Raw genomic sequence first — 19613 nt, 5'->3', positions numbered from 1 at the left:
ATGTAAGACCCCTTGAAGACGACGAGGTAGATAGGCTGGGGGTGGAAGTGCAGCAATGCATGGAGCTGACCAGTACTAATCGGTCGAGGGCTTATCCAATATGCAAGTTGTAAATCGCACATTTCGTTTCGGATCTAGTTTTCAGAGAATAATCTCTGAATGTAAGCTAAGCTATGCGTTTGGTGGCGATGGCGGAGGGGTTCCACACGTACCCATCCCGAACACGACCGTTAAGCCCTCTAGCGCCGATGGTACTTGGACCGCAGGGTCCTGGGAGAGTAGGACGCCGCCAAGCAAAGAACCACTGCCGATGTTATTCGGTGGTGGTTTTTATTTGTTTTATACGAAGTATTTAATAAGTATCTACTATAAACCGTAACAGCCCGGAGAAAATCCAGGGCTGTTTTTTTATTTCAAATTATGTGAATGTGCTAAATCTTTTATAGTCAGATTAATTTAAGCAGGTTCTTTCTATTTAATCATTTGGTTGCATGCATCCCCTAGGCTTAAAAGGGAGTTCTCCAATGCATAATGGGTCTCTGAATCAATGATGACTCCTTGTTTATTCATCTTCAATGTAATATGAGGAATGGTTAGAGAGGCCTCATGTAAGACTTGAGCATTAATCATGTTTAACGTCAGCAATAGTGAAGCATGGGCTTTGTCACCGCCCATGGGGCTGGGAGAAGCAGCGATGGCAACGGTGGGTTTATTGAGCCATTCTCCTGAAGATACAATCCAATCTAATGCGTTTTTTAAGACCCCAGGAACTCCGTTTCCATACTCGGGCGTGCAGATGAGGACTCCATCCGAATGCTTCAGTTGGGCTCTCAAATTCTGCACGGACTCAGGACCTTCCTCGACATCGAGGTCAGGATTAAAATGCGGTAGATCATTTAATCCACCATATACTCCAAACTTAAGGTTAGGAGGAGCTAGCTTAATCATGGCATGCATTAGTAACGTATTGGAGGACTGATTGCGCAGGCTTCCGGAAATCGCAAGGATATTAAATTCATTTTTCATGGGTATACATCATCTCTATTCTTTAGTAATGTAGGGCAATCTGTTTATTTTCCTCCTGTTGGAATGGACTGTCTATAGAAAACGCATTTAATTAAGGCATTCTTCATGTTACTCAGAGGATATCCACAATTCTTCATCAAAAATGCATGCGATAGCTTGCATGACTCTGGGTAATAGGATGAAGAGAGCGCTTAAAATAAACAACTGACGAATGAATCATAATAAATATTTTTTAAAATTAGTACCAAGTACTAATACTTAGTGCTATAATGATAAAAAACAAACGAGGTGACTACCTGTATGAATCAATCAATGTCAACCATTACCGCAATGGGTACGTATGTACCGGATCGAATATTAAGTAATGCTGATTTGGAGAAGCTCGTCGAGACGAGTGATGAATGGATTGTACAGCGTACAGGGATGAGAGAACGGCGCATAGCAGCTGATGATCAATTTGTATCTGACCTGGCCACCAAGGCTGTAGAAGATATGATGCGCCGTTATAATGTTAGCGTAGAAGATGTGGATATGATTTTGGTTGCTACCAGCACACCTGAATATTCATTTCCCAGCACAGCATCTAGAGTACAGGCAAATCTCAAGATTCCATATACGGGAGTACTTGATTTGAATGCGGCATGTGCAGGATTTACGTATGGATTGCAGTTGGCTGACAGTCTGGTAACCAGTGGTATGTATCATAAAGTGTTGGTTATTGGAGCAGAGACGTTGTCCAAGATTACCGATTATACAGACCGTACGACATGTGTATTGTTCGGGGACGGGGCAGGAGCCTTTTTGGTAGAAAGAGCTGCTGGGAAAGGCGATTTTGTGGCAACCATCTCAGGTACGAGTGGAGAAGGCGGTATTCATCTCTATAAGAGTGGTCTTTCTTCTGAGATGAATGGTGTACCTCTGCAGGGTGAGGGATGCCTTGTCCAGAATGGCAGAGAGATCTATAAGTGGGCAGTACGCACGATTCCAGAACAATTGAGTGGGCTTATAGCCAAAGCAGAGATGAAGCCGGAGCAGATCGATTGGTTTGTACCCCATAGTGCGAATCTAAGAATGATTGAAGCGGTTTGTGAACGCGGTCCTATTCCGCTGGAACGCACTTTAACAAGTGTTGAGTACAGGGGAAATACCTCGGCAGCTTCCATTCCGCTCGCTTTACAGCTTGCAGTAGACGCAGGGAAATTAAAGCATGGGCATCAAATAGCCCTGTTTGGTTTTGGAGGCGGCCTGACCTACGCAGGTCTTGTGCTTAGATGGAGCGTACCAGACAGTCCTGTAAAATAAAGCTCAATCCTTTGGTTGTATTTATGGGTAATTTTATGTTGTGTATTGACAGGCTTAAGGAAAGATGATAATTTAATCATACAAATTCCAATTGATTTACTTTGTTTTCTATAATTTTATATACCGACTGTTTAGACAGAGGTATCCTGCAAAGGTATATTTGCAGGATACCTCTTTTTTGTACTTTTCATCTGGGAGGGGACTCAAATGGGTGAGACGTTATTGGCTATATCTCAACTAAACAAAAAGTTTGATACTACAGGAGGATCGGTCCAGGCTTTGTATAATGTGGATTTGCATGTGAAAGAAGGGGAGTTCATAACGATTATAGGGCCAAGTGGCTGTGGAAAAAGCACCTTGTTGCGTATCGTAGCGGGACTGGATCGCGGTTATACGGGTAGCGTATCGCTGAATGGGAACGAAATTAAAGGACCAGGGATCGATAAGGGCTTTATTTTTCAGGAGCACCGACTCTTTCCCTGGCTCACTGTAGAGAAGAACATCGCTTCTGATCTGCCGCTCGGTAAACCGGAAGTCAGACGGAAGGTGAATGAACTAATTGAACTGGTGAAATTGCAAGGATTTGAACAAGCCTATCCGCGTGAGTTGTCGGGTGGTATGGCCCAGCGTGTCGCCATTGCGCGAGCGCTGCTCCGAAGTCCCCAAATTTTACTGCTTGATGAACCGTTTGGTGCGCTAGATGCATTCACTCGGGCTCATATGCAGGCGGTACTACTAGATATTTGGCGCACAAACAAGACAACGATGATTTTTGTAACCCATGATATTGATGAGGCAGTTTTTCTGGGTGAGCGTGTGGTCATTTTGGAACCCCGCCCGGGACAAATTCGAAAAATCGTACCTATTGATCTCCCTTATCCTCGAAAGAAAGCGTCGAATTCATTTCAAGAAGTTCGGTTAAAGGTATTAAGTGAGTTTGAGAAATTGGAAGAGTTTGAACTTAAGGATGGGGCCGGGATATAAATGAAGTTAACCTGATTGATTCATTCATTCCACTATTAATCCGAGTAATTCAATAAAATAAATATGTTTAAGTGAGTGGAGGAGGATATGATCTAATGTCAGAACAGGCGGCAACGCTCAAAGCGACCGATAAAAAAAACGGCAAAGCAGTAAAATTTGCATTAGGTCTTATTTTGCCGGGTATTGTGCTTATGCTGTGGCAGACTTTGGGGCATTACGAAATCATTTCGGAAATGCTGTTCCCGACCCCTTATACCATCGCAGTGGCTTTGGTGACTCTAGTTGTTTCGGGAGATTTGTGGGCTAATCTGCAAATTAGCGCTATGAGAGCATTTGCGGGATTCTTTCTTGGCGGAGGTCTTGGCCTCTTCTTCGGTATTCTGGTAGGTTTGTTTCGCAAATCAGAAAAACTGTTGGACCCTACTTTGCAAATGATTCGTATGATTCCAAGCCTTGCGGTTGTACCTTTATTCATTCTCTGGTTTGGTATAGGCGAGGAATCAAAGGTGCTGTTGATAGCAAAGGCTGCATTCTTTCCTTTATATATTCAAACTTTTATGGGCATACGTGGGGTGGACAATAAGCTGTTTGAGGTGACACGGGTGCTGGGTTACAGCCGGATCAAGCAAGTTACCCGCCTTGTGCTTCCGGCGGCTGTGCCAAACGTTATACTTGGCGTGCGATTGTCACTTGGGCTTTCTTGGCTGGCACTGGTCGTGGCAGAGATGATTGCTTCCAGCTCAGGCATCGGTTATATGATGTCGGATGCTCGGCAGTTCGCAGATACACCTGTCGTGTTCGTGGGAATATTCATTTTTGCTGCAGCAGGGTTGTTAAGCGATACATTGGTTCGACTGCTGGAACAGCGATTATTGCAATGGAAGGACAGCATTTCAGGTTAATTGAAAGGCTAAAGAATAAATGACAAAGCTCGAAATGATAGGAGGGATGCACTATGAACGAGGGAACGGAAGCCATAATGAAAACATCTAAAAGCGCGCTGGACTCCAGAGATATCAGCGGAACAGCTCCGATCGTTGCTGGACGGACTAAAGTAATCTCTCGTTTAAAGCTACCATCGCGTTCATGGAAAACCTCGCTGTCGGATGTGGTCATCGGGTCGCTGATTCCACTGGGTACACTGGCATTATGGCAGATTGCTGGCAGCATAGGGTGGTTATCGGCTGAATTTCTTCCAACCCCACTGAGTATCCTCAGCGCATTGACCGAGCTTGCGGCAACAGGAGAGCTAATCCATCATCTTGGTGTAAGTATGGGCCGTGCAGGATTGGGATTTCTGATTGGCGGGGTACTCGGACTGTGTTTTGGGATCCTAACCGGACTCTTTCGTCAAGCAGAATATATATTGGACCCGAGCGTACAGGTGCTTCGACTTGTGCCGCATCTGGCGATTGCACCGCTGATTATTTTGTGGTTTGGCTTCGGAGAAGTATCCAAGGTGGTCATTATTATGAGTGGTTCCTTTTTTCCTCTATACATCAACACTTTTATGGCTATTCGTGGGGTGGACAAAAAACTATATGAAGTAGCACAGGTACTCGGTTTCAGCCCGTATCAGCGAATACGCAGGTTGATTCTTCCAGCAGCACTACCGGGTATTTTGTTGGGGCTCCGGCTCTCGTTAGCCGTAGCCTGGATTGGATTGGTCGTGGCGGAATTGATCGGCTCACAGTCTGGAATCGGATTTCTGATCAATGAGGGTAAGCAGAATGCCAATACGGCCATCATTTTTGTCGGTATTCTCATTTTCGCTATTGTCGGCAAAGGGATAGACTCGCTCTTTCGTATGATAGAACGTAAATTTCTGTTCTGGCGAGACAGCTACCAGGGCTGAACATTTCAGGGAGGTCAATGCACATGAGTGAAGCGGTACGAGAAGATTCATTATTCCTTTTGGCAGATGTACTGGTTATTGGTGGAGGACCAGCGGGTACATGGGCAGCTCTCGCGGCAGCTGCCAAAGGAGCCTCAGTGGTACTGGCTGACAAGGGATATTGCGGCTCAAGCGGAGCCACTGCCCCTTCTGGAACAGGGGTGTGGTATGTGAAGCCTGATGAGAAGCTACGGGAAGAAGCGAAGGCGAGCCGGTATTTTATGGGAGGTCAACTAGCTGAGCATCGCTGGATGGATCGGGTGCTGAATCGAACATATGACAATATGAATCGACTGGGAGTATCAGGGTACCCTTTTCCGATCAATGAAGAAGGTCAGCAGCATCGTCGTGGTCTGCAAGGGCCGGAATATATGCGACTGATGCGTAAGCTGGTTAAAAGGGCAGGGGTTAAAATATTGGATCATAGCCCAGCCATGGAGCTGCTTGCAGATGAATATGGTGTAGCAGGTGCAGCCGGAGTACAAACGCAGAGTGGAAAAACATGGACTGTTCATGCAGGGGCTGTTGTCATTGCGACTGGAGGATGCGCATTTCTCAGCAAAGCGTTGGGCTGCAACGTACTTACTGGCGACGGTTACCTGTTTGCGGCCGAGGCGGGAGCGGCTCTTTCAGGCATGGAGTTTTCCAATGCTTATGCCATCTGCCCGACGTTCTCTTCCGTAACGAAGACGGCCTATTACAATTATGCCAGCTTTTATCATGAAGATGGCACCATTGTTGAAGGTGCAGGCTCCAAAAAGGGACGCTCTGTCATCGCTCGCCATCTGATGGCTGGACGTCAGGTTTACGCCAGACTGGATCAGGCGCCAGAAGATTTACAGCCGTTGCTGAGAGTAGCGCAAACGAACTTTTTCCTGCCGTTTGATCGGCTTGGAATTAATCCATTCAAGGAATTATTCCCGATCACGCTGCGTCTGGAGGGGACAGTTCGTGGAACTGGCGGCATTCGGGTGATGGATGAAAATTGTGCCACTGGCGTACCGGGTCTTTATGCAGCAGGAGATGCCGCTACACGGGAGTTGATCTGTGGTGGATTTACTGGAGGTGGCAGCCATAATGCGGCCTGGGCGATGTCTTCCGGGTCTTTCGCCGGGGAGGGTGCAGCAGGGTACGTGTTAGAACTCGGGCACAATGCTGCAAAACGTAATCCATCAGGCTTATCTTCTGCTCCTCTGGTGCAAGGGCAAGTGAAGCAAGGGACGGCAGCTCGCACAGCAGAATATGTATCCGCTGTGCAGGCTGAGGTGAAGCCTTATGAAGTGAACTTGTTCCGTACAGAGCAAGGTTTGTCCTCGGCGCTTGGTCGTCTTGACGAGTTATGGAGCATTCAACGCAATATACAGGTTCAGCGAACACCGGAAGGTGTGAAGGCCCGGGAGGCAGCCGCCATGACGGCAACCGCCCGTTGGATGTACAACTCTGCACTGGCCCGCACGGAATCCAGAGGGATGCACAAACGTGAGGATTACAAAGAGTCCGATACGGCACAGCATCATCGGCTGATCAGTGGCGGACTGGATCAGGTCTGGGTGAAAACCGAGGAAGTGGCGAAGGAGGGTGTTCCCTTGTGATTGAAGTCATCAGTGCGACCAAGTGTATAGAGTGCAACCAATGCGTAGCCGTCTGTCCAACCAATGTCTTCGATCGAGTAGAGGGTGGAATACCCGTTATTGCAAGGCAGGACGACTGTCAGACCTGTTTTATGTGTGAGCTGTATTGTCCAGTGGATGCCTTGTATGTTGCACCTGATTCCGAAGCACTTACCGGAATAACCGAGCAGGAGCTTCAGGAGCAGGGATTTCTAGGTGGATATCGTGAGAAGGTAGGCTGGGGCAAGGGCAGAAAGCCAGTAGCAAGTCATAACTTCATGGTACAACTCTCTGCGAGAGCCGGATTCTGAAGATGCAAATGTTCAAGGGGGAAACCAACAATGAAACAGGCACACAGATACAAGGAGAAGAATACCCGAGGGACAACTGCAATGTGGCTGCGCCTGTCGGTTCTGGTTAGCATTGTTATGGTAGTACTGACTCTTCAGGCTTGTGGGAATAACGTTGGTTCAGGAAATACCAACAGCGCGACAGGCTCAACTGATGAAGGTCAATCGAAGGCAACAAGTGGTCAAAGGTCAGAGGATATACCGACTATTCTCAATTATGGTTTTATTGGCTCGAATAAGCTGAATTTGCCTGGTGGTGCCGAGGGGTGGGGCCTATATAAAGGTATTATTCAAGAGGAACTAAAAAAATACGGTATTACGGAAGTGAAACTGACCGGATTCCCTAATGGGCCTGACCAGACGGAATCGTTGATCAGCGGACGGCTGGATTTTGGCAGCTTGGGCGATACGCCAGCCATTATTGCTTATGCTTCCGGAGCGAAGACCAGGTTAATAACTCAATCCATGGTGAATAATGTGGGTTATCTGATTGGTAAAAAGGACGGTCCAAAAACAGTTAAGGAGCTGCAAGGCAAAACAATTGCAATTCAAAAAGGTTCCTTCATGCACCGTTACGTGGTCGGCCTGCTTCAGGAAGAAGGAGTAACCGACTACAAGCTGGTTCATATGTTAACTCCGGATGCAACAGCTGCATTGGCAAGAGGGGATGTGGATGCAACTACCAACCTGGGTGTACCCGCGCTAAAGCTCATTTCCGAAGGCTATACGCATCTGGATGATGCTTCACAGCATCCAGATCTTCTAGGCAGCAGCGTTACAGTTGTAGGAGAGGACTTCCTCGCTAAATTCCCTGATTTTCCTCGAGTATGGAATGAAGCCAGGCAGAAGGCTTTAGCTGACCTTAAGCAACATGAAGATGAATATTATCAGTTCCTTGCTGAGATTGGGGACACTACACCTGAACTAGCGAAGCAGGTAAATCCGATCAGTGAAATCAAGGATACGGCGTTTTCGGAGGACGGGTTGAAGCTGCTGGAAGGCACGAAAAACTTTTTAGTGGAAGAAAAACTGGCCAAAAAGGATTATTCGATTAGTGACTGGCAACAGCAATAGCCAACACAGTTTTGGCTTGGGAGCCGTTAGAATGGCACTACAGAGACCACTACAGAAAAACAACGAACAGGTAATCTATTGAACAGTAGCAGACAAAACGGACAAAATAGTGAAAAGTCCATCCAAATTCATGGCTACATGAATTTGGATGGACTTTTTTTGTGTGTAGCAATAAAGAATGTTTAATCCCATGAACGATTTATGGAGTGAGCTTTGGTGCTTGGCGGTGATGAGTCCCTTGCTCATAGCTGTAAGCCAGCTTGATCAAAGTTCCTTCATCAAAGGCGCGGCCCAGGAATTCCATACCTACCGGCAGACCTTCAGTTGTAAATCCAGCAGGTACGGTAATTGCCGGGAAGCCAGAGAATGGACTCAATCGGTTGTTACCACCGGAGTTTTGTCCTTCGCCAATAACACCAGCGGCTTGCGTGGACGTCGGATAGATGATGGCATCCAGGTTGTTGTCGGCCATAACTTTCAGTAAGGACTCACGTGTGATTTGGGTGCGTTTCAGGACGATGTCCTTATATTCGGCAGTCTCCAACGTTTCCCGTGCATCGCGAGTCTTCATCGACTGTTCTTGTGACTTGTCGAACTGTCCGGAAGCAATAATCTCGGACAAGCTGTGATAAGGGGCTTCGTCACCAAGAGACTCCAGATAGTCATTAAGTTGGAATTTGAACTCGTATCCACTCAAGCTTGGGTATTTGTTGATTTCCGCCAGGTTTGGAATGCTGATTGGGACTGCCGTAGCTCCCAGCGTTTTGAGTTCTTCTACAGCGTTGTTAATCACGTCAGCAACGGCTTTTTCCTCAGCTTTGTTACTTGGGATGAGTTCGGTGGCCACACCGATCCGTGCACCTTTCAGACCGTTTACATCCAGGAAGTCAGTATAGCTGGAAGGGATTTTGCTTACAGCATAAGCTGTAGCGACATCGTTTTTGTCATAGCCGGCTGTAGCATCCAGCATGATTGCAGCATCACTTACGGTACGAGCCATAGGACCACCGACATCCTGGGTCAATGCAAGAGGGATGATTCCTTCACGGCTGGACAGTCCGATTGTTGGACGAATACCGACAAGGCTGTTGAAGCTGGAAGGGATACGGATTGATCCACCGGTGTCAGTACCCATGCCTGCGGCTGCAAAGTTTGAGGCAATGGCGGCACCCGTACCACCACTTGACCCGCCTGGATAGTGATCCAGCGCATAAGGATTCAGTGTTTGTCCACCCAGTGAGCTGGACGTGGTAATGCCGAATGCGAATTCATGCAGATTGGTTTTGCCCAAAATAATGGCCCCGGCTGCTTTGAGTTTCTTCACTTGTTCAGCATCGTGAGCAGGTACGGAATCTTTCAGACAGATACAACCTGCGGTTGTAGGCATATCGTTGGTATCGAAGTTATCTTTAACTAAAACCGGAATACCATGTAAAGGTCCGCGGGCACCCTGAGCTGCACGTTCTTCGTCCAACGTTTCAGCGATTTTGAGGGCATCCGGGTTCAACGTCAGGACTGCGTTAATGCTCACACCCTGATCATCATATTTTTCAATGCGATCCAAGTACTTCTGCACGAGTTCTTTGGATGTCAGCTTTCCTTGCGTCATGGCAGCCTGGAGATCCGTAATGGTTGCTTCCTCCAGAACAAATGGTTTTATGTAGTTATAAATGCGGTCTTTCAATATAGCGACATCATTTTGGGTAAGTACTGCATTAGGAAGGAAGAGGGCGTCGGTATATCCTTTCATCAACCCCGCGGTGTTCAGCGCACCAACGGCCCCGGCAAAGCTCGCCTGATCCGGAACATCCTTGAACGATTCTGGAGTGGACTCCAGCTTCAGCCAGGTTTGCAAAGCTAAAGCAGCATCTTTACGCTGTACTGTTGTGCCGGAAAGTTTGTCCATGGAAAAAGGAACACCTGCAAGTGTAGCCGCTTCTTCCATAGCTTGAACAAATGCTACTGCTGTGACAGGTGCCTTACCAGCTGTTACGGCTGCAACCGTAGTTTTGCTAGAAGGCGCTGCCGTTGCAGCTGACGCTGAGGGAACCGTTCCTCCCCATGTTGTGGCAACAACCGCTCCGGCCAGTAACAAGGCCCCACTTTTTTTCAATACAGATCCATGATAAGTCATGCATCCACGCTCCCTTCCTGTGTATCAATGATGTGTGTTGGCGAATCTGATATAGTTGCTTTTTTCACATTCTAAGTACATGTAAGGTATTCTTACAACACTCATATTTATCCAAAAAACCGTATACATACTATATTCACGCTAGATATTCTACTAAATGCTCCTAATTCCATGCGCGGAAGAAAAATGTCGAAGAATATTGTGTTAACTAATATGACATAAGAGCCGAAAGATAGGCATCTTATGGGACAAATCGTTATTTGTGAAGCCAAAGCAAACCAATACCATGAAATGATATAATGAAAAGATAGAAGTAGAAGAACTCTTTTAATTACGATAGAAGCAAGAGAGTCATAGGTTTATCAAAGAAAGGAAGATATGGATTGAAAACATTAGTACTCGCAGAAAAACCATCTGTGGCACGAGAAATAGCCAGAGTGATGGGAGCGCGTGATAAACATAAAAGCTATATGGAAGGCCCGAAATATATCGTGACCTGGGCGCTTGGGCATCTTGTTGGATTGGCTGAACCAGAGGACTATGACAAAAAGTATGCAACCTGGAATCTGGAGGATCTGCCGATTCTGCCTGATCGCACCAAGCTGAAGGTACTCAAAGAGACCAACCATCAATACAAAGCGGTACAGCAGCTGATGAAACGTCAGGATGTTGGTGAATTGGTCATTGCAACGGATGCAGCACGTGAGGGTGAATTGCTGGCTCGCTGGATTATGCAAATGGCCCAGTGGAAAAAGCCGTTTAAACGGCTGTGGATATCATCCCAGACCGACAAGGCCATCAAGGATGGATTTGCATCGCTGAAGCCAGGCAGCCAGTTTGATCGTCTTTATGAATCGGCACGTTGCCGGGCAGAAGCCGATTGGATGATCGGCCTTAACGTGACTCGTGCATTGACGGTTCGATTTAATGCACAATTGTCAGCTGGACGGGTACAGACCCCTACACTTGGCATGATTATGGACAGGGAAAATGAGATCAACGGTTTCCGCTCGCAGGAGTATGAGACGTTAACGGCCGATCTGGGAGATTTTCAGGCGGTATGGCGCGCTGCAGGTGGGGATTCACGCATCTTTGATCCGCAAGAGACACAAGAATTGAAGAAACGAATTGATGGTCGTAAGGGTTCGATTGCCCAAGTGAAAAAAAGTGAAAAGGTTGAGCCGCATCCGCTGGCTTATGACCTGACGGAATTACAACGGGATGCCAACCGAAAATATGGTTTTTCCGCCAAGCAAACATCGAATGTGCTGCAACGTCTTTATGAACAGCACAAGCTGGTAACCTACCCACGTACAGACAGCCGTTACCTGACATCGGATATGACGGGAACGCTGAAAGAACGACTGGATAGTGTAGCGATTGGCCCCTATGCGTCTCTGGCTCGTCCGTTGTTGCGCAAAAATCTGAATATCACCAAACGTATCGTGGATGACAGCAGGGTAACGGATCACCATGCGATCATTCCAACAGAACAGACGGTTCTCCTCAATCAGCTGAATCCAGAGGAACGTAAGCTATACGATCTGATCGTACGCCGTTTTATCAGCTTGTTCTATCCGGCTGCGAAGTACGATTCTGTTGCGATCACTGTTCAGGTGGGCAACGATTCCTTTCATGTGAAAGGCACAACGGTGAAAGAAAGCGGCTGGCGGGAAGTGTACGGCGGAGATTATAGCGATGAGGATGATGATCGTGCTGACGATTCCTCAGACCATGAGCGTGCGCTTTTGCCAGACGTGCAGCAAGGTCAGTCCGTGACGGTTCAACGTTGTCATATCAAAAGTGGACGGACGATGCCGCCAAAACGGTATACCGAGGCAGCTTTGCTTTCTCAAATGGAGAAGCATGGACTGGGCACTCCGGCTACACGAGCGGATATTATCGAGAAGCTTGTAAGTTCCGACACCATTGATCGTCAAGGGAACAGCATGCATCCAACGGGAAAAGGAAAACAGCTGATTGAACTGGCTGCTCCACAGCTGCGTTCACCGGAGTTAACAGCTCGCTGGGAAGCTGAGCTGGAACGAATCGCCCGTGGACAAGGGAAGCCTGAGCCTTTCCTGGAGAGCATCCGTTCGATGGCGAAAGAGCTTGTATCTACAGTAAAAGGTAGCAAAGCGGAGTACAAGCCACATAATGTATCGAATAGTCACTGCCCGGATTGTAATGCCCGCTTACTGGAGAAGAAAGGCAAACGCGGCAAGTTCCTCGTGTGTCCAACAGAGGATTGCGGATATCGTCGTTCGGCGGAGAAACGATTATCCAACCGTCGCTGTGCACAGTGTCACAAAAAGATGGAAATTAAAGAGGGTAAGGCAGGTTTGTACGTGCAATGTCTGCCTTGCGGCATAACGGAAACATTGGATAAAGACAAACAGCATGTGAACAAACGTGATCAGCAAAAGCTGGTCAAACAATATGCGAAACAGGAGTCGATCGGTTCCAATTTGGGAGAACTGTTGAAGGCAGCCATGGAGAAAAAGGGAGAGTAAGACTGTCGTATAAGATTCTCCTTTTTCAGGCAACGTAAGCCTAGGAGGTGATACGCAGATGCCACATAACAAACCAGAGAAGATTCATAATCAGCAGAACAAAGACAGCATTCAGGAAGAGAGTATCTCTGTACGTCCCGAAAAGGCAGCAAAAAGAGCACCAAACCTGAATGGTATTCCTAAACAGGAGTCATAGGGTTGGTATTCGGGATTCATTGCTTCTAAATATCTTTGCGGTTCCCTTCTCGCGTTGATCATGTTCCTTCAGAGGACTATAATGGAGGTACAGGGAGATGTCCCGGGACGGGGGGACCGCTAGAATTATATGCAAACCGGATTGATACTGTGGTTTTTATTTATCAATGTCGTAGGTTACCTGGTCATGTCGGACGACAAGAAACGTGCGCAGCGCCGTCGAGACCGTACACCCGAACGAACGCTGTTTCTGCTGGCCTTTATTGGTGGGGCATTGGGGGTATGGATTGCAATGTATCGTAAACGTCACAAGACCAAACATCCCAGTTTTACGATCGGCATTCCGTTGTTGTTATTCCTGAATGCGGTAATTTATGGGTATTTCCTGCAATAAGGTAGAATTTAATGGTTAGGATCTGCTGTACTCCAGGTGAGTGGCTAGAATGATTATGTAAAATGTTTCTTATAAATGGTTCATTTAGACCTGGGGACGTTTAAGGAGTTACATGGTTCTTGTATTTTATGTCAGACCGAAGCTGGCTTCGAATGTTCTACATATAAAGGAAGGGACGGGATTTACATGTTATTCTCCAAAATACTAGTTGCTTATGATGGTTCGAAAGCTTCAAATAAAGCACTCGATCGTGCGATTGAGTTAGCCAAAGTTTCTCCGGGTGCAGTCTTGGATGTTATTCATGCCTTTGACTTTCCACGTGTATTCATCGGGGAAGGATTGGCACCTTTGCCACCTTCTTTGAATAATGACTACTATAATCTGGCGGTGCAAACGACGGATGAAGCAAAAGAGCGGATTCAGGCTGCTGGCGTTACAGCGAACGTGGATCTGATTCAAGGAGCTGCTGCCGAGGTCCTTCTCGATTATGCCAAAGAGAACGGATCGGATATCATCATTATTGGTAGTCGTGGTCTTGGTGGAATTCGGGAATTTGTCTTGGGCAGCGTTAGTCACAACGTAGTGCAGCATGCTCAGGTTCCAGTACTTATCGTGAAATAATTATAGAATGTGTGTATACACATAATAGAGAAAAGCCGGCTGTCTTCGATAGGTTGAAGAGGGGTCGGCTTTCTTTTTTGGAATAAAAGGGATGCAGTATCTCCGAATGATCGGTTATTTCCGAACATTAATTTTGTCAATATGTTAAATGTTCGTCTTTAAGTTGACATTAGCTGTAGGGGATTGTTAGAATGTTAGATGTGTCGATCAGTTATATATAAGGTCGAGTAGGTTCGAAAGATGTGGAATTTTCAATTTTATTGAATTAATTTGTTGAAATAGATATTTGCTCGTATAACGCCGGGAATAGGGCCCGGAAGTATCTACCCGGGAACCGTAAATTTCCGGACTACGAGGAGATACGGCTGAGAGACGCATGAAATCAGATGCGGACAGCAAGCCTGCCTTTGGCATGCCCAAATGCGGGATACGTATTTCTTGGAGTCCGGTGTCCGGAGAAAATGTGATGTTTTCGCGGGTAGCGGATTTTTTCATTTCACAATAAACGAGAAGCAACAGGATGAAACCAAAACGCTCAGACGGGAGTTGGATGTATTCATGTCAGTACAGGTGGCTGTAATTATGGGCAGTAAGTCGGATTGGGAAACGATGAAGTATGCTTGTGAGGTGCTGGACGAGCTGGAGATTGGGTATGAAAAAAAAGTCGTATCTGCGCATCGCACACCAGATTTGATGTTTGAATATGCGGAGCAAGCGATTGACCGTGGATTCAAGGTTATCATTGCGGGTGCGGGTGGGGCAGCTCATCTGCCCGGTATGGTCGCTTCCAAAACGATGCTTCCGGTCATTGGAGTTCCCGTGCAATCCAAGGCGCTAAATGGTCTCGATTCCTTGCTGTCCATTGTTCAGATGCCTGGTGGCATTCCCGTCGCAACGGTAGCGATTGGCAAAGCAGGTGCAACGAATGCCGGATTGCTTGCGGCTCAGATCATCGGTGCTTTTGACCAGGATGTCCAACGTCGCAGCGAAGCCCGCAGAGAGCGAATCAAAAAAGAAGTGCTCGAAAGCAGTGACGAAATATGAATAGTACAAGAATACAACCCGGATCAGCAGGCAAAGCAGAACGTGTCTTGCTCCCAGGAAAAACAACCATTGGTGTTCTCGGAGGAGGGCAGCTTGGACGGATGCTGACACTTGCCGGAACAGCGATGGGGTATCGGTTCGTTACACTTGATCCAGCAGCAGATGCTCCTTGTGGACAAATTGCCGATCAGATTAAAGCGGGTTATGACGATGAACAGGCTGCACTCGAACTGGCTCGGCAGTGTGATGTAATCACATATGAGTTCGAGAATGTAGATGCAGATGTTGCTTCTCTCCTAGAACGGGAATCCTATGTACCGCAAGGAAGTGCATTATTGTACACAACCCAGCATCGTTTACGAGAAAAACGTGCCATTGAGGCGGCTGGTGTACGTGTAGCCCCTTATCGGGAAATTACAAGTAAGGACACAATGAAGGCGGCCGTGAGTGAACTTGGTGTTCCTTGTGTACTGAAGACGGTGACTGGTGGATATGACGGCAAGGGTCAGCGGGTTATACGAGAAACAAATCAGGCGATATCTGCGTATGAAGAACTCGCAGCTACCGGTGCGGAACTGGTATTGGAGCAATTTATTAAATTTGACTGCGAGATTTCAGTCGTTGTTGCACGCAGCACGAATGGGGAAATTAAGACGTTCCCGCCTGCGGAGAACATTCATGTGAACAACATTTTGCATGCTTCGATCGTACCAGCAAGAGTGGCGACCGAAATACAGATTGAGGCGCAGAAGTTGGCGGCAGCAGTGGCTCAATCCATCCAAGCCGTTGGATTGCTGGCAGTGGAGTTGTTTGTTGCGGCAGATGGAAGACTGTATGTGAATGAGCTGGCCCCTAGGCCGCATAATTCCGGCCACTATACGATGGAGGCCTGTGCCACATCACAATTTGAACAGCATATTCGTGCGATTTGCGGATTGCCGCTTGGAGATACTTCATTATTAAGCCCGGTTGTTATGGTCAATGTGCTTGGAGAACATTTGGAAGGTATTATTGCCAGAACGGGTCAGGCTGACGCGGAAGCGTTGGAACTCGGTGTGATTCCTAAGCTTCATATATATGGTAAATCCGAAGCGAAGAAAGGACGGAAAATGGGGCATGTCAATCTGCTCTGTCAGGATGTCGAAGAAGGATTACAATGGATTGAACAAACTAATCTCTGGAGGAATACAAATTTATGATCGAACGTTATAGCAGACCCGAAATGAGAGCTATTTGGACTGAGGAGAACAAATTCAAGTCATGGCTGGAAGTTGAAATTTGTGCATGTGAAGCTTGGGCAGAGCTTGGCGTCATTCCTAAGGAAGAAGCAGCATTGCTTCGTCAGAATGCTTCTTTTGATATCGACCGCATTTACGAGATTGAACAGGAAACACGTCATGACGTTATTGCCTTCACACGTACGGTATCTGAAAGTCTGGGTGCTGAGCGGAAATGGGTGCACTACGGACTGACTTCCACGGATGTCGTTGATACGGCTCTCGGATATGTATTGCGTCAGGCAAACGAAATCTTGGAACGTGATATCGTGAACTTTATCGAAATTTTACGTGACAAAGCGAAGACTTATCAGCACACGCCAATGATGGGACGTACACATGGGGTGCATGCGGAGCCAACGACATTTGGTCTGAAAATGGCACTCTGGCATGAAGAAATGAAACGGAATCTGGAGCGTTTCCGCCACGCGGCAGACAACGTACAGTACGGTAAAATCTCTGGAGCAGTTGGCACATACGCGAACATTGATCCATTTGTTGAAGAGTTTGTCTGCGAGAAGTTGGGTACGAAGCCTGCACCGATCTCAACTCAAACGCTGCAACGTGACCGTCATGCAGAATACATGGCTACACTGGCATTGATCGCAACATCTCTGGACAAGTTCGCTACAGAAGTACGTGCGCTGCAAAAGAGTGAGTTCCGTGAAGTGGAAGAAGCATTTGCGAAAGGTCAAAAAGGTTCTTCGGCAATGCCGCACAAACGTAACCCCATCGGCAGTGAAAATATCTCCGGTCTGTCCCGCGTCATTCGCGGACATATGGTATCTGCATACGAGAACGTGACACTGTGGCACGAGCGTGATATCTCACACTCTTCCGTAGAGCGTATCATTCTGCCGGATGCAACGATGCTGCTGAACTACATGCTGAACCGTTTCGGTAACATCGTGAAGAATCTGACGGTATTCCCTGAAAATATGAAACGTAATATGGAGCGCACCTTCGGCGTACCATTCTCCGGTCGAGTGATGACCAAGTTGATCGACAAAGGTTTCAGCCGCGAGCAGGCATACGATACCGTTCAACCACGTGCCATGCAGGCATGGGAAGAACAACGCCAGTTCCAGGATATCGTAAAATCCACACCGGAAATCACTGAAGTGCTGAGCGAAGAGGAAATCGCAGATGCGTTCAACCCATCATGGCACCTGAAGCACGTAGACACCATCTTCAAAAAGCTTGGTTTGAACGACTAATATATTAAGGTTTGAATTATTCCACTCCCTAAAAGTATAGGTTAATTATGTATTCACGCTGGAACGGAGAAGGCAGAAAAAACCTGAAGAAGCAAAGCGCTCGCCTTTATCCCCGGATTTTCCCCTTGAGAAAGGGGATCAGAAAAATCCGGGGATAACAGCGATCGGAAGGTTGTTCTGCATTCGGAGTGGCCCTGCGTGATAAGGGGAATTGGACGTATATTTTACATCTCCTGAAAGAAGGTGAGCCTCCATGGCGCTGTCCACTGCGGCAGATCTCGTTAAAGCTCCTTTGTTATATAAGGGAAAAGTACGTGAGTTGTACGATCTGGGTGAACATTTTCTCATCGTGGTTACGGATCGGATTTCGGCATTTGACTATGTGCTGGACCCAGCCGTTCCCGAGAAGGGCAATGTGCTTAATAAACTGAGCAGCTTCTGGTTTGAACTGACGGGCGACATGATGGATAACCACGTGGTGCATACGGATGTAAACCAATTGGGCGATATCATTACTGATCCTGAACTGCTCAAAGACCGCATCATGGTGACCCGCAAAGCCGAGCGCATTGATATTGAATGTGTGGTGCGTGGATACATTACCGGTGGCGGATGGAGACAATATGAGAAAAGCGGAGAGGTCAACGGCATCAAGCTGCCGGATGGACTTCGCAAAAACGCCAAGCTCGACGTTCCCATCTTCACCCCAGCAGCTAAAAACGATGTCGGTCACGACGAAGACATTCCGATGGACCGAATGAAAGAACTTGTCGGAGATGCTCTGGCGATTGAGCTTCAGGAAAAGAGCCTGCGTCTCTATGAATTTGCTCGCGACTATTGCGATCAGCGAGGCATCATTCTCGCAGACTGCAAATTCGAGTTCGGCATGGTCGATGGCAAAGTCATTCTGATCGATGAAATCTTCACGCCAGACGCTTCTCGCTTCTGGGCCAAAGAGAATTACGAACTCGACATCGAGATCGATAGCATGGATAAAGAGCCAGTGCGCACATATCTGTTAGGCAGCGATTGGGACAAGAACAGCAAACCTGACCCGCTGCCACAAGAGGTAGTGGAGGCCACAACCGCAAGGTACGTCGATATTTATAACCGTTTAACGGAAAAGTAAGTTTGAGTAAGGGACGTTTGAGTGTAGGCTACGGGAAAGTTTGAGGAGGCTAACGTTTGAGCTCGCTACGGGAAAGTTTGGCTTTCGATCGCTGTTGCCCCCGGAATGTTTTGATTGGAATCCTTTTTTCAAAAGGAAACATTCCGGTTGCAAAGGCGAGCACTTCGTTTCTCCAGCTCAAATCTTTCCCTCCGCCAGTTTCAAACTGGGGATGAGGCAATTAAGTGCGGAGGCTTCCCACAGGTAGGGAAGCCTGAAAAAATTACGAGAATTAAATTCATTGATCACTAAAGTAACTTAAAAACCATTCACTGTTTTCACGTAATGGTCAGACTAGACCATTACACACCGTGCAACGTAAAGGGTTTAGGCCTTTAAAAAACGTCGCATGGACTAGCGGAGGGGCGGAATTGTTCTTAAAGGAGCGATAGCGTTCGCCTTTGTCCCCGGGTTTTGACCGCACAGCGGTTCAAAACAATCAAAAAAACCTGGGGACAACAAGCGACCGGAAAGAACAATCCGCCCCGGAGCAAGCTCCCAAGTCACTTTTTTAACAGCGTAAAGCATTTATCCCGTTCATTACTGAGGAGGAACATAAGGATCATGATCAAAGCAACCGTCTATGTCACTATTAAGCAAAGCGTTCTCGACCCGCAAGGAGTAGCTGTTCAAGGTGCCCTGCATTCGATGGGATTCAATGAAGTGGAAAGTGTACGGATTGGTAAAGTCATGGAACTGACTCTGGATACAACAGACCGTGCGGAAGCGGAGAAACGATTGACAGTAATGTGTGAAAAGCTGCTGGCTAACACCGTTGTTGAAGATTACCGCTACGAATTGGAGGGTTAA

General features: G+C 47.2%; 18 protein-coding genes, 2 rRNA genes and 1 riboswitch. Of the genes, 18 read left to right on the top strand and 2 right to left on the bottom strand.

The genetic code is table 11. The annotated features are described in order from the left end of the window. Both BUA17_RS28635 and rrf read left to right on the top strand, forming a co-directional pair. Nucleotides 1-99 (top strand): 23S ribosomal RNA (locus BUA17_RS28635); the annotation flags it as partial. Between the two features lie 79 nt (nucleotides 100-178). Further along, nucleotides 179-295 (top strand): 5S ribosomal RNA (rrf, locus tag BUA17_RS28630). Nucleotides 296-471: 176 nt separating this feature from the next. Here the strand turns inward: rrf and BUA17_RS28625 are convergent. Then, on the bottom strand, nucleotides 472-1026 hold the full coding sequence (locus BUA17_RS28625) for an NADPH-dependent FMN reductase (RefSeq protein WP_072735737.1): 555 nt from the start codon (nucleotides 1024-1026) through the stop codon (nucleotides 472-474). A 300-nt stretch (nucleotides 1027-1326) separates the two neighbouring features. On the opposite strand from BUA17_RS28625, the gene BUA17_RS28620 reads away from it, so the two are divergent. The 7 genes from BUA17_RS28620 to BUA17_RS28590 all read left to right on the top strand — a co-directional run bounded on the left by BUA17_RS28620 (nucleotide 1327) and on the right by BUA17_RS28590 (nucleotide 8240). Then, nucleotides 1327-2328: a ketoacyl-ACP synthase III gene (locus BUA17_RS28620; protein ID WP_072735736.1), complete on the top strand. Its 1002-nt coding sequence runs from the start codon at nucleotides 1327-1329 to the stop codon at nucleotides 2326-2328. 207 nt (nucleotides 2329-2535) lie between these two features. Next, a complete protein-coding gene (locus BUA17_RS28615; RefSeq protein ID WP_063568216.1) occupies nucleotides 2536-3312 on the top strand; it encodes an ABC transporter ATP-binding protein in 777 nt (258 codons plus the stop codon). A 95-nt stretch (nucleotides 3313-3407) separates the two neighbouring features. Then, on the top strand, nucleotides 3408-4214 hold the full coding sequence (locus BUA17_RS28610) for an ABC transporter permease (RefSeq protein WP_063568215.1): 807 nt from the start codon (nucleotides 3408-3410) through the stop codon (nucleotides 4212-4214). 53 nt (nucleotides 4215-4267) lie between these two features. Then, nucleotides 4268-5167, top strand: a complete 900-nt coding sequence (locus BUA17_RS28605) for an ABC transporter permease (RefSeq protein ID WP_072735735.1) — start codon at nucleotides 4268-4270, stop codon at nucleotides 5165-5167. A gap of 23 nt (nucleotides 5168-5190) precedes the next feature. After that, the gene (locus BUA17_RS28600) at nucleotides 5191-6798 is read left to right on the top strand and encodes an FAD-dependent oxidoreductase (protein ID WP_072735734.1); all 1608 of its coding nucleotides are present in this window, start codon (nucleotides 5191-5193) and stop codon (nucleotides 6796-6798) included. Further along, nucleotides 6795-7127, top strand: a complete 333-nt coding sequence (locus BUA17_RS28595; protein WP_063568212.1) for a 4Fe-4S dicluster domain-containing protein — start codon at nucleotides 6795-6797, stop codon at nucleotides 7125-7127. The genes BUA17_RS28600 and BUA17_RS28595 overlap by 4 nt, the downstream gene beginning before the upstream one ends. A gap of 30 nt (nucleotides 7128-7157) precedes the next feature. Beyond that, nucleotides 7158-8240, top strand: coding sequence for an ABC transporter substrate-binding protein (locus tag BUA17_RS28590; protein ID WP_072735733.1), 1083 nt, complete (start codon nucleotides 7158-7160; stop codon nucleotides 8238-8240). Between the two features lie 199 nt (nucleotides 8241-8439). Here the strand turns inward: BUA17_RS28590 and BUA17_RS28585 are convergent, their stop codons facing one another. Then, nucleotides 8440-10374 (bottom strand): amidase family protein, encoded by a 1935-nt coding sequence (locus tag BUA17_RS28585; RefSeq protein ID WP_072735732.1) that lies wholly within the window; start codon nucleotides 10372-10374, stop codon nucleotides 8440-8442. A 383-nt stretch (nucleotides 10375-10757) separates the two neighbouring features. Between BUA17_RS28585 and BUA17_RS28580 the strand changes: the two genes are divergently transcribed. The 9 genes from BUA17_RS28580 (at nucleotide 10758) to purS (ending at nucleotide 19613) form a co-directional block, all read left to right on the top strand. Then, nucleotides 10758-12887 carry a DNA topoisomerase III gene (locus tag BUA17_RS28580; RefSeq protein WP_063568209.1) on the top strand — a complete coding sequence of 710 codons (2130 nt, stop codon included), beginning with the start codon at nucleotides 10758-10760 and terminating at the stop codon, nucleotides 12885-12887. A gap of 58 nt (nucleotides 12888-12945) precedes the next feature. Continuing rightward, the gene (locus BUA17_RS31400) at nucleotides 12946-13083 is read left to right on the top strand and encodes a hypothetical protein (RefSeq protein ID WP_162842470.1); all 138 of its coding nucleotides are present in this window, start codon (nucleotides 12946-12948) and stop codon (nucleotides 13081-13083) included. A 129-nt stretch (nucleotides 13084-13212) separates the two neighbouring features. Continuing rightward, the gene (locus BUA17_RS28575; RefSeq protein WP_063568208.1) at nucleotides 13213-13476 is read left to right on the top strand and encodes a DUF1294 domain-containing protein; all 264 of its coding nucleotides are present in this window, start codon (nucleotides 13213-13215) and stop codon (nucleotides 13474-13476) included. A gap of 186 nt (nucleotides 13477-13662) precedes the next feature. Then, nucleotides 13663-14097 carry a universal stress protein gene (locus BUA17_RS28570; RefSeq protein ID WP_024633549.1) on the top strand — a complete coding sequence of 145 codons (435 nt, stop codon included), beginning with the start codon at nucleotides 13663-13665 and terminating at the stop codon, nucleotides 14095-14097. Between the two features lie 270 nt (nucleotides 14098-14367). Continuing rightward, a riboswitch (purine riboswitch) is annotated at nucleotides 14368-14469 on the top strand. A gap of 186 nt (nucleotides 14470-14655) precedes the next feature. Next, a complete protein-coding gene (purE, locus tag BUA17_RS28565) occupies nucleotides 14656-15141 on the top strand; it encodes a 5-(carboxyamino)imidazole ribonucleotide mutase (RefSeq protein ID WP_072735748.1) in 486 nt (161 codons plus the stop codon). Further along, on the top strand, nucleotides 15138-16340 hold the full coding sequence (purK, locus tag BUA17_RS28560) for a 5-(carboxyamino)imidazole ribonucleotide synthase (protein WP_072735731.1): 1203 nt from the start codon (nucleotides 15138-15140) through the stop codon (nucleotides 16338-16340). The genes purE and purK overlap by 4 nt, the downstream gene beginning before the upstream one ends. After that, on the top strand, nucleotides 16337-17635 hold the full coding sequence (gene purB, locus BUA17_RS28555) for an adenylosuccinate lyase (protein WP_063568205.1): 1299 nt from the start codon (nucleotides 16337-16339) through the stop codon (nucleotides 17633-17635). Before purK ends, purB begins: the two co-directional genes overlap by 4 nt. A gap of 253 nt (nucleotides 17636-17888) precedes the next feature. Continuing rightward, nucleotides 17889-18764: a phosphoribosylaminoimidazolesuccinocarboxamide synthase gene (locus BUA17_RS28550; protein ID WP_063568204.1), complete on the top strand. Its 876-nt coding sequence runs from the start codon at nucleotides 17889-17891 to the stop codon at nucleotides 18762-18764. Between the two features lie 603 nt (nucleotides 18765-19367). Next, a complete protein-coding gene (purS, locus tag BUA17_RS28545; protein WP_024633544.1) occupies nucleotides 19368-19613 on the top strand; it encodes a phosphoribosylformylglycinamidine synthase subunit PurS in 246 nt (81 codons plus the stop codon).

The organism is Paenibacillus sp. ov031 (assembly GCF_900143165.1).
Classification (GTDB): domain Bacteria; phylum Bacillota; class Bacilli; order Paenibacillales; family Paenibacillaceae; genus Paenibacillus; species Paenibacillus marchantiae.
Note: the sequence above shows the minus strand (reverse complement) of the source record. Positions and strands in the feature narration are given on the sequence as shown.

Excerpts from the sequence above, each read along its gene's own strand:
- BUA17_RS28625 (WP_072735737.1), bottom strand. The coding sequence starts at position 1,026 with ATGAAAAATGAATTTAATATCCTTGCGATTTCCGGAAGCCTGCGCAAT.
- BUA17_RS28620 (WP_072735736.1), top strand. The coding sequence starts at position 1,327 with ATGAATCAATCAATGTCAACCATTACCGCAATGGGTACGTATGTACCG.
- BUA17_RS28615 (WP_063568216.1), top strand. The coding sequence starts at position 2,536 with ATGGGTGAGACGTTATTGGCTATATCTCAACTAAACAAAAAGTTTGAT.
- BUA17_RS28610 (WP_063568215.1), top strand. The coding sequence starts at position 3,408 with ATGTCAGAACAGGCGGCAACGCTCAAAGCGACCGATAAAAAAAACGGC.
- BUA17_RS28605 (WP_072735735.1), top strand. The coding sequence starts at position 4,268 with ATGAACGAGGGAACGGAAGCCATAATGAAAACATCTAAAAGCGCGCTG.
- BUA17_RS28600 (WP_072735734.1), top strand. The coding sequence starts at position 5,191 with ATGAGTGAAGCGGTACGAGAAGATTCATTATTCCTTTTGGCAGATGTA.
- BUA17_RS28590 (WP_072735733.1), top strand. The coding sequence starts at position 7,158 with ATGAAACAGGCACACAGATACAAGGAGAAGAATACCCGAGGGACAACT.
- BUA17_RS28585 (WP_072735732.1), bottom strand. The coding sequence starts at position 10,374 with ATGACTTATCATGGATCTGTATTGAAAAAAAGTGGGGCCTTGTTACTG.
- BUA17_RS31400 (WP_162842470.1), top strand. The coding sequence starts at position 12,946 with ATGCCACATAACAAACCAGAGAAGATTCATAATCAGCAGAACAAAGAC.
- BUA17_RS28575 (WP_063568208.1), top strand. The coding sequence starts at position 13,213 with ATGCAAACCGGATTGATACTGTGGTTTTTATTTATCAATGTCGTAGGT.
- BUA17_RS28570 (WP_024633549.1), top strand. The coding sequence starts at position 13,663 with ATGTTATTCTCCAAAATACTAGTTGCTTATGATGGTTCGAAAGCTTCA.
- purE (WP_072735748.1), top strand. The coding sequence starts at position 14,656 with ATGTCAGTACAGGTGGCTGTAATTATGGGCAGTAAGTCGGATTGGGAA.
- purK (WP_072735731.1), top strand. The coding sequence starts at position 15,138 with ATGAATAGTACAAGAATACAACCCGGATCAGCAGGCAAAGCAGAACGT.
- purB (WP_063568205.1), top strand. The coding sequence starts at position 16,337 with ATGATCGAACGTTATAGCAGACCCGAAATGAGAGCTATTTGGACTGAG.
- BUA17_RS28550 (WP_063568204.1), top strand. The coding sequence starts at position 17,889 with ATGGCGCTGTCCACTGCGGCAGATCTCGTTAAAGCTCCTTTGTTATAT.
- purS (WP_024633544.1), top strand. The coding sequence starts at position 19,368 with ATGATCAAAGCAACCGTCTATGTCACTATTAAGCAAAGCGTTCTCGAC.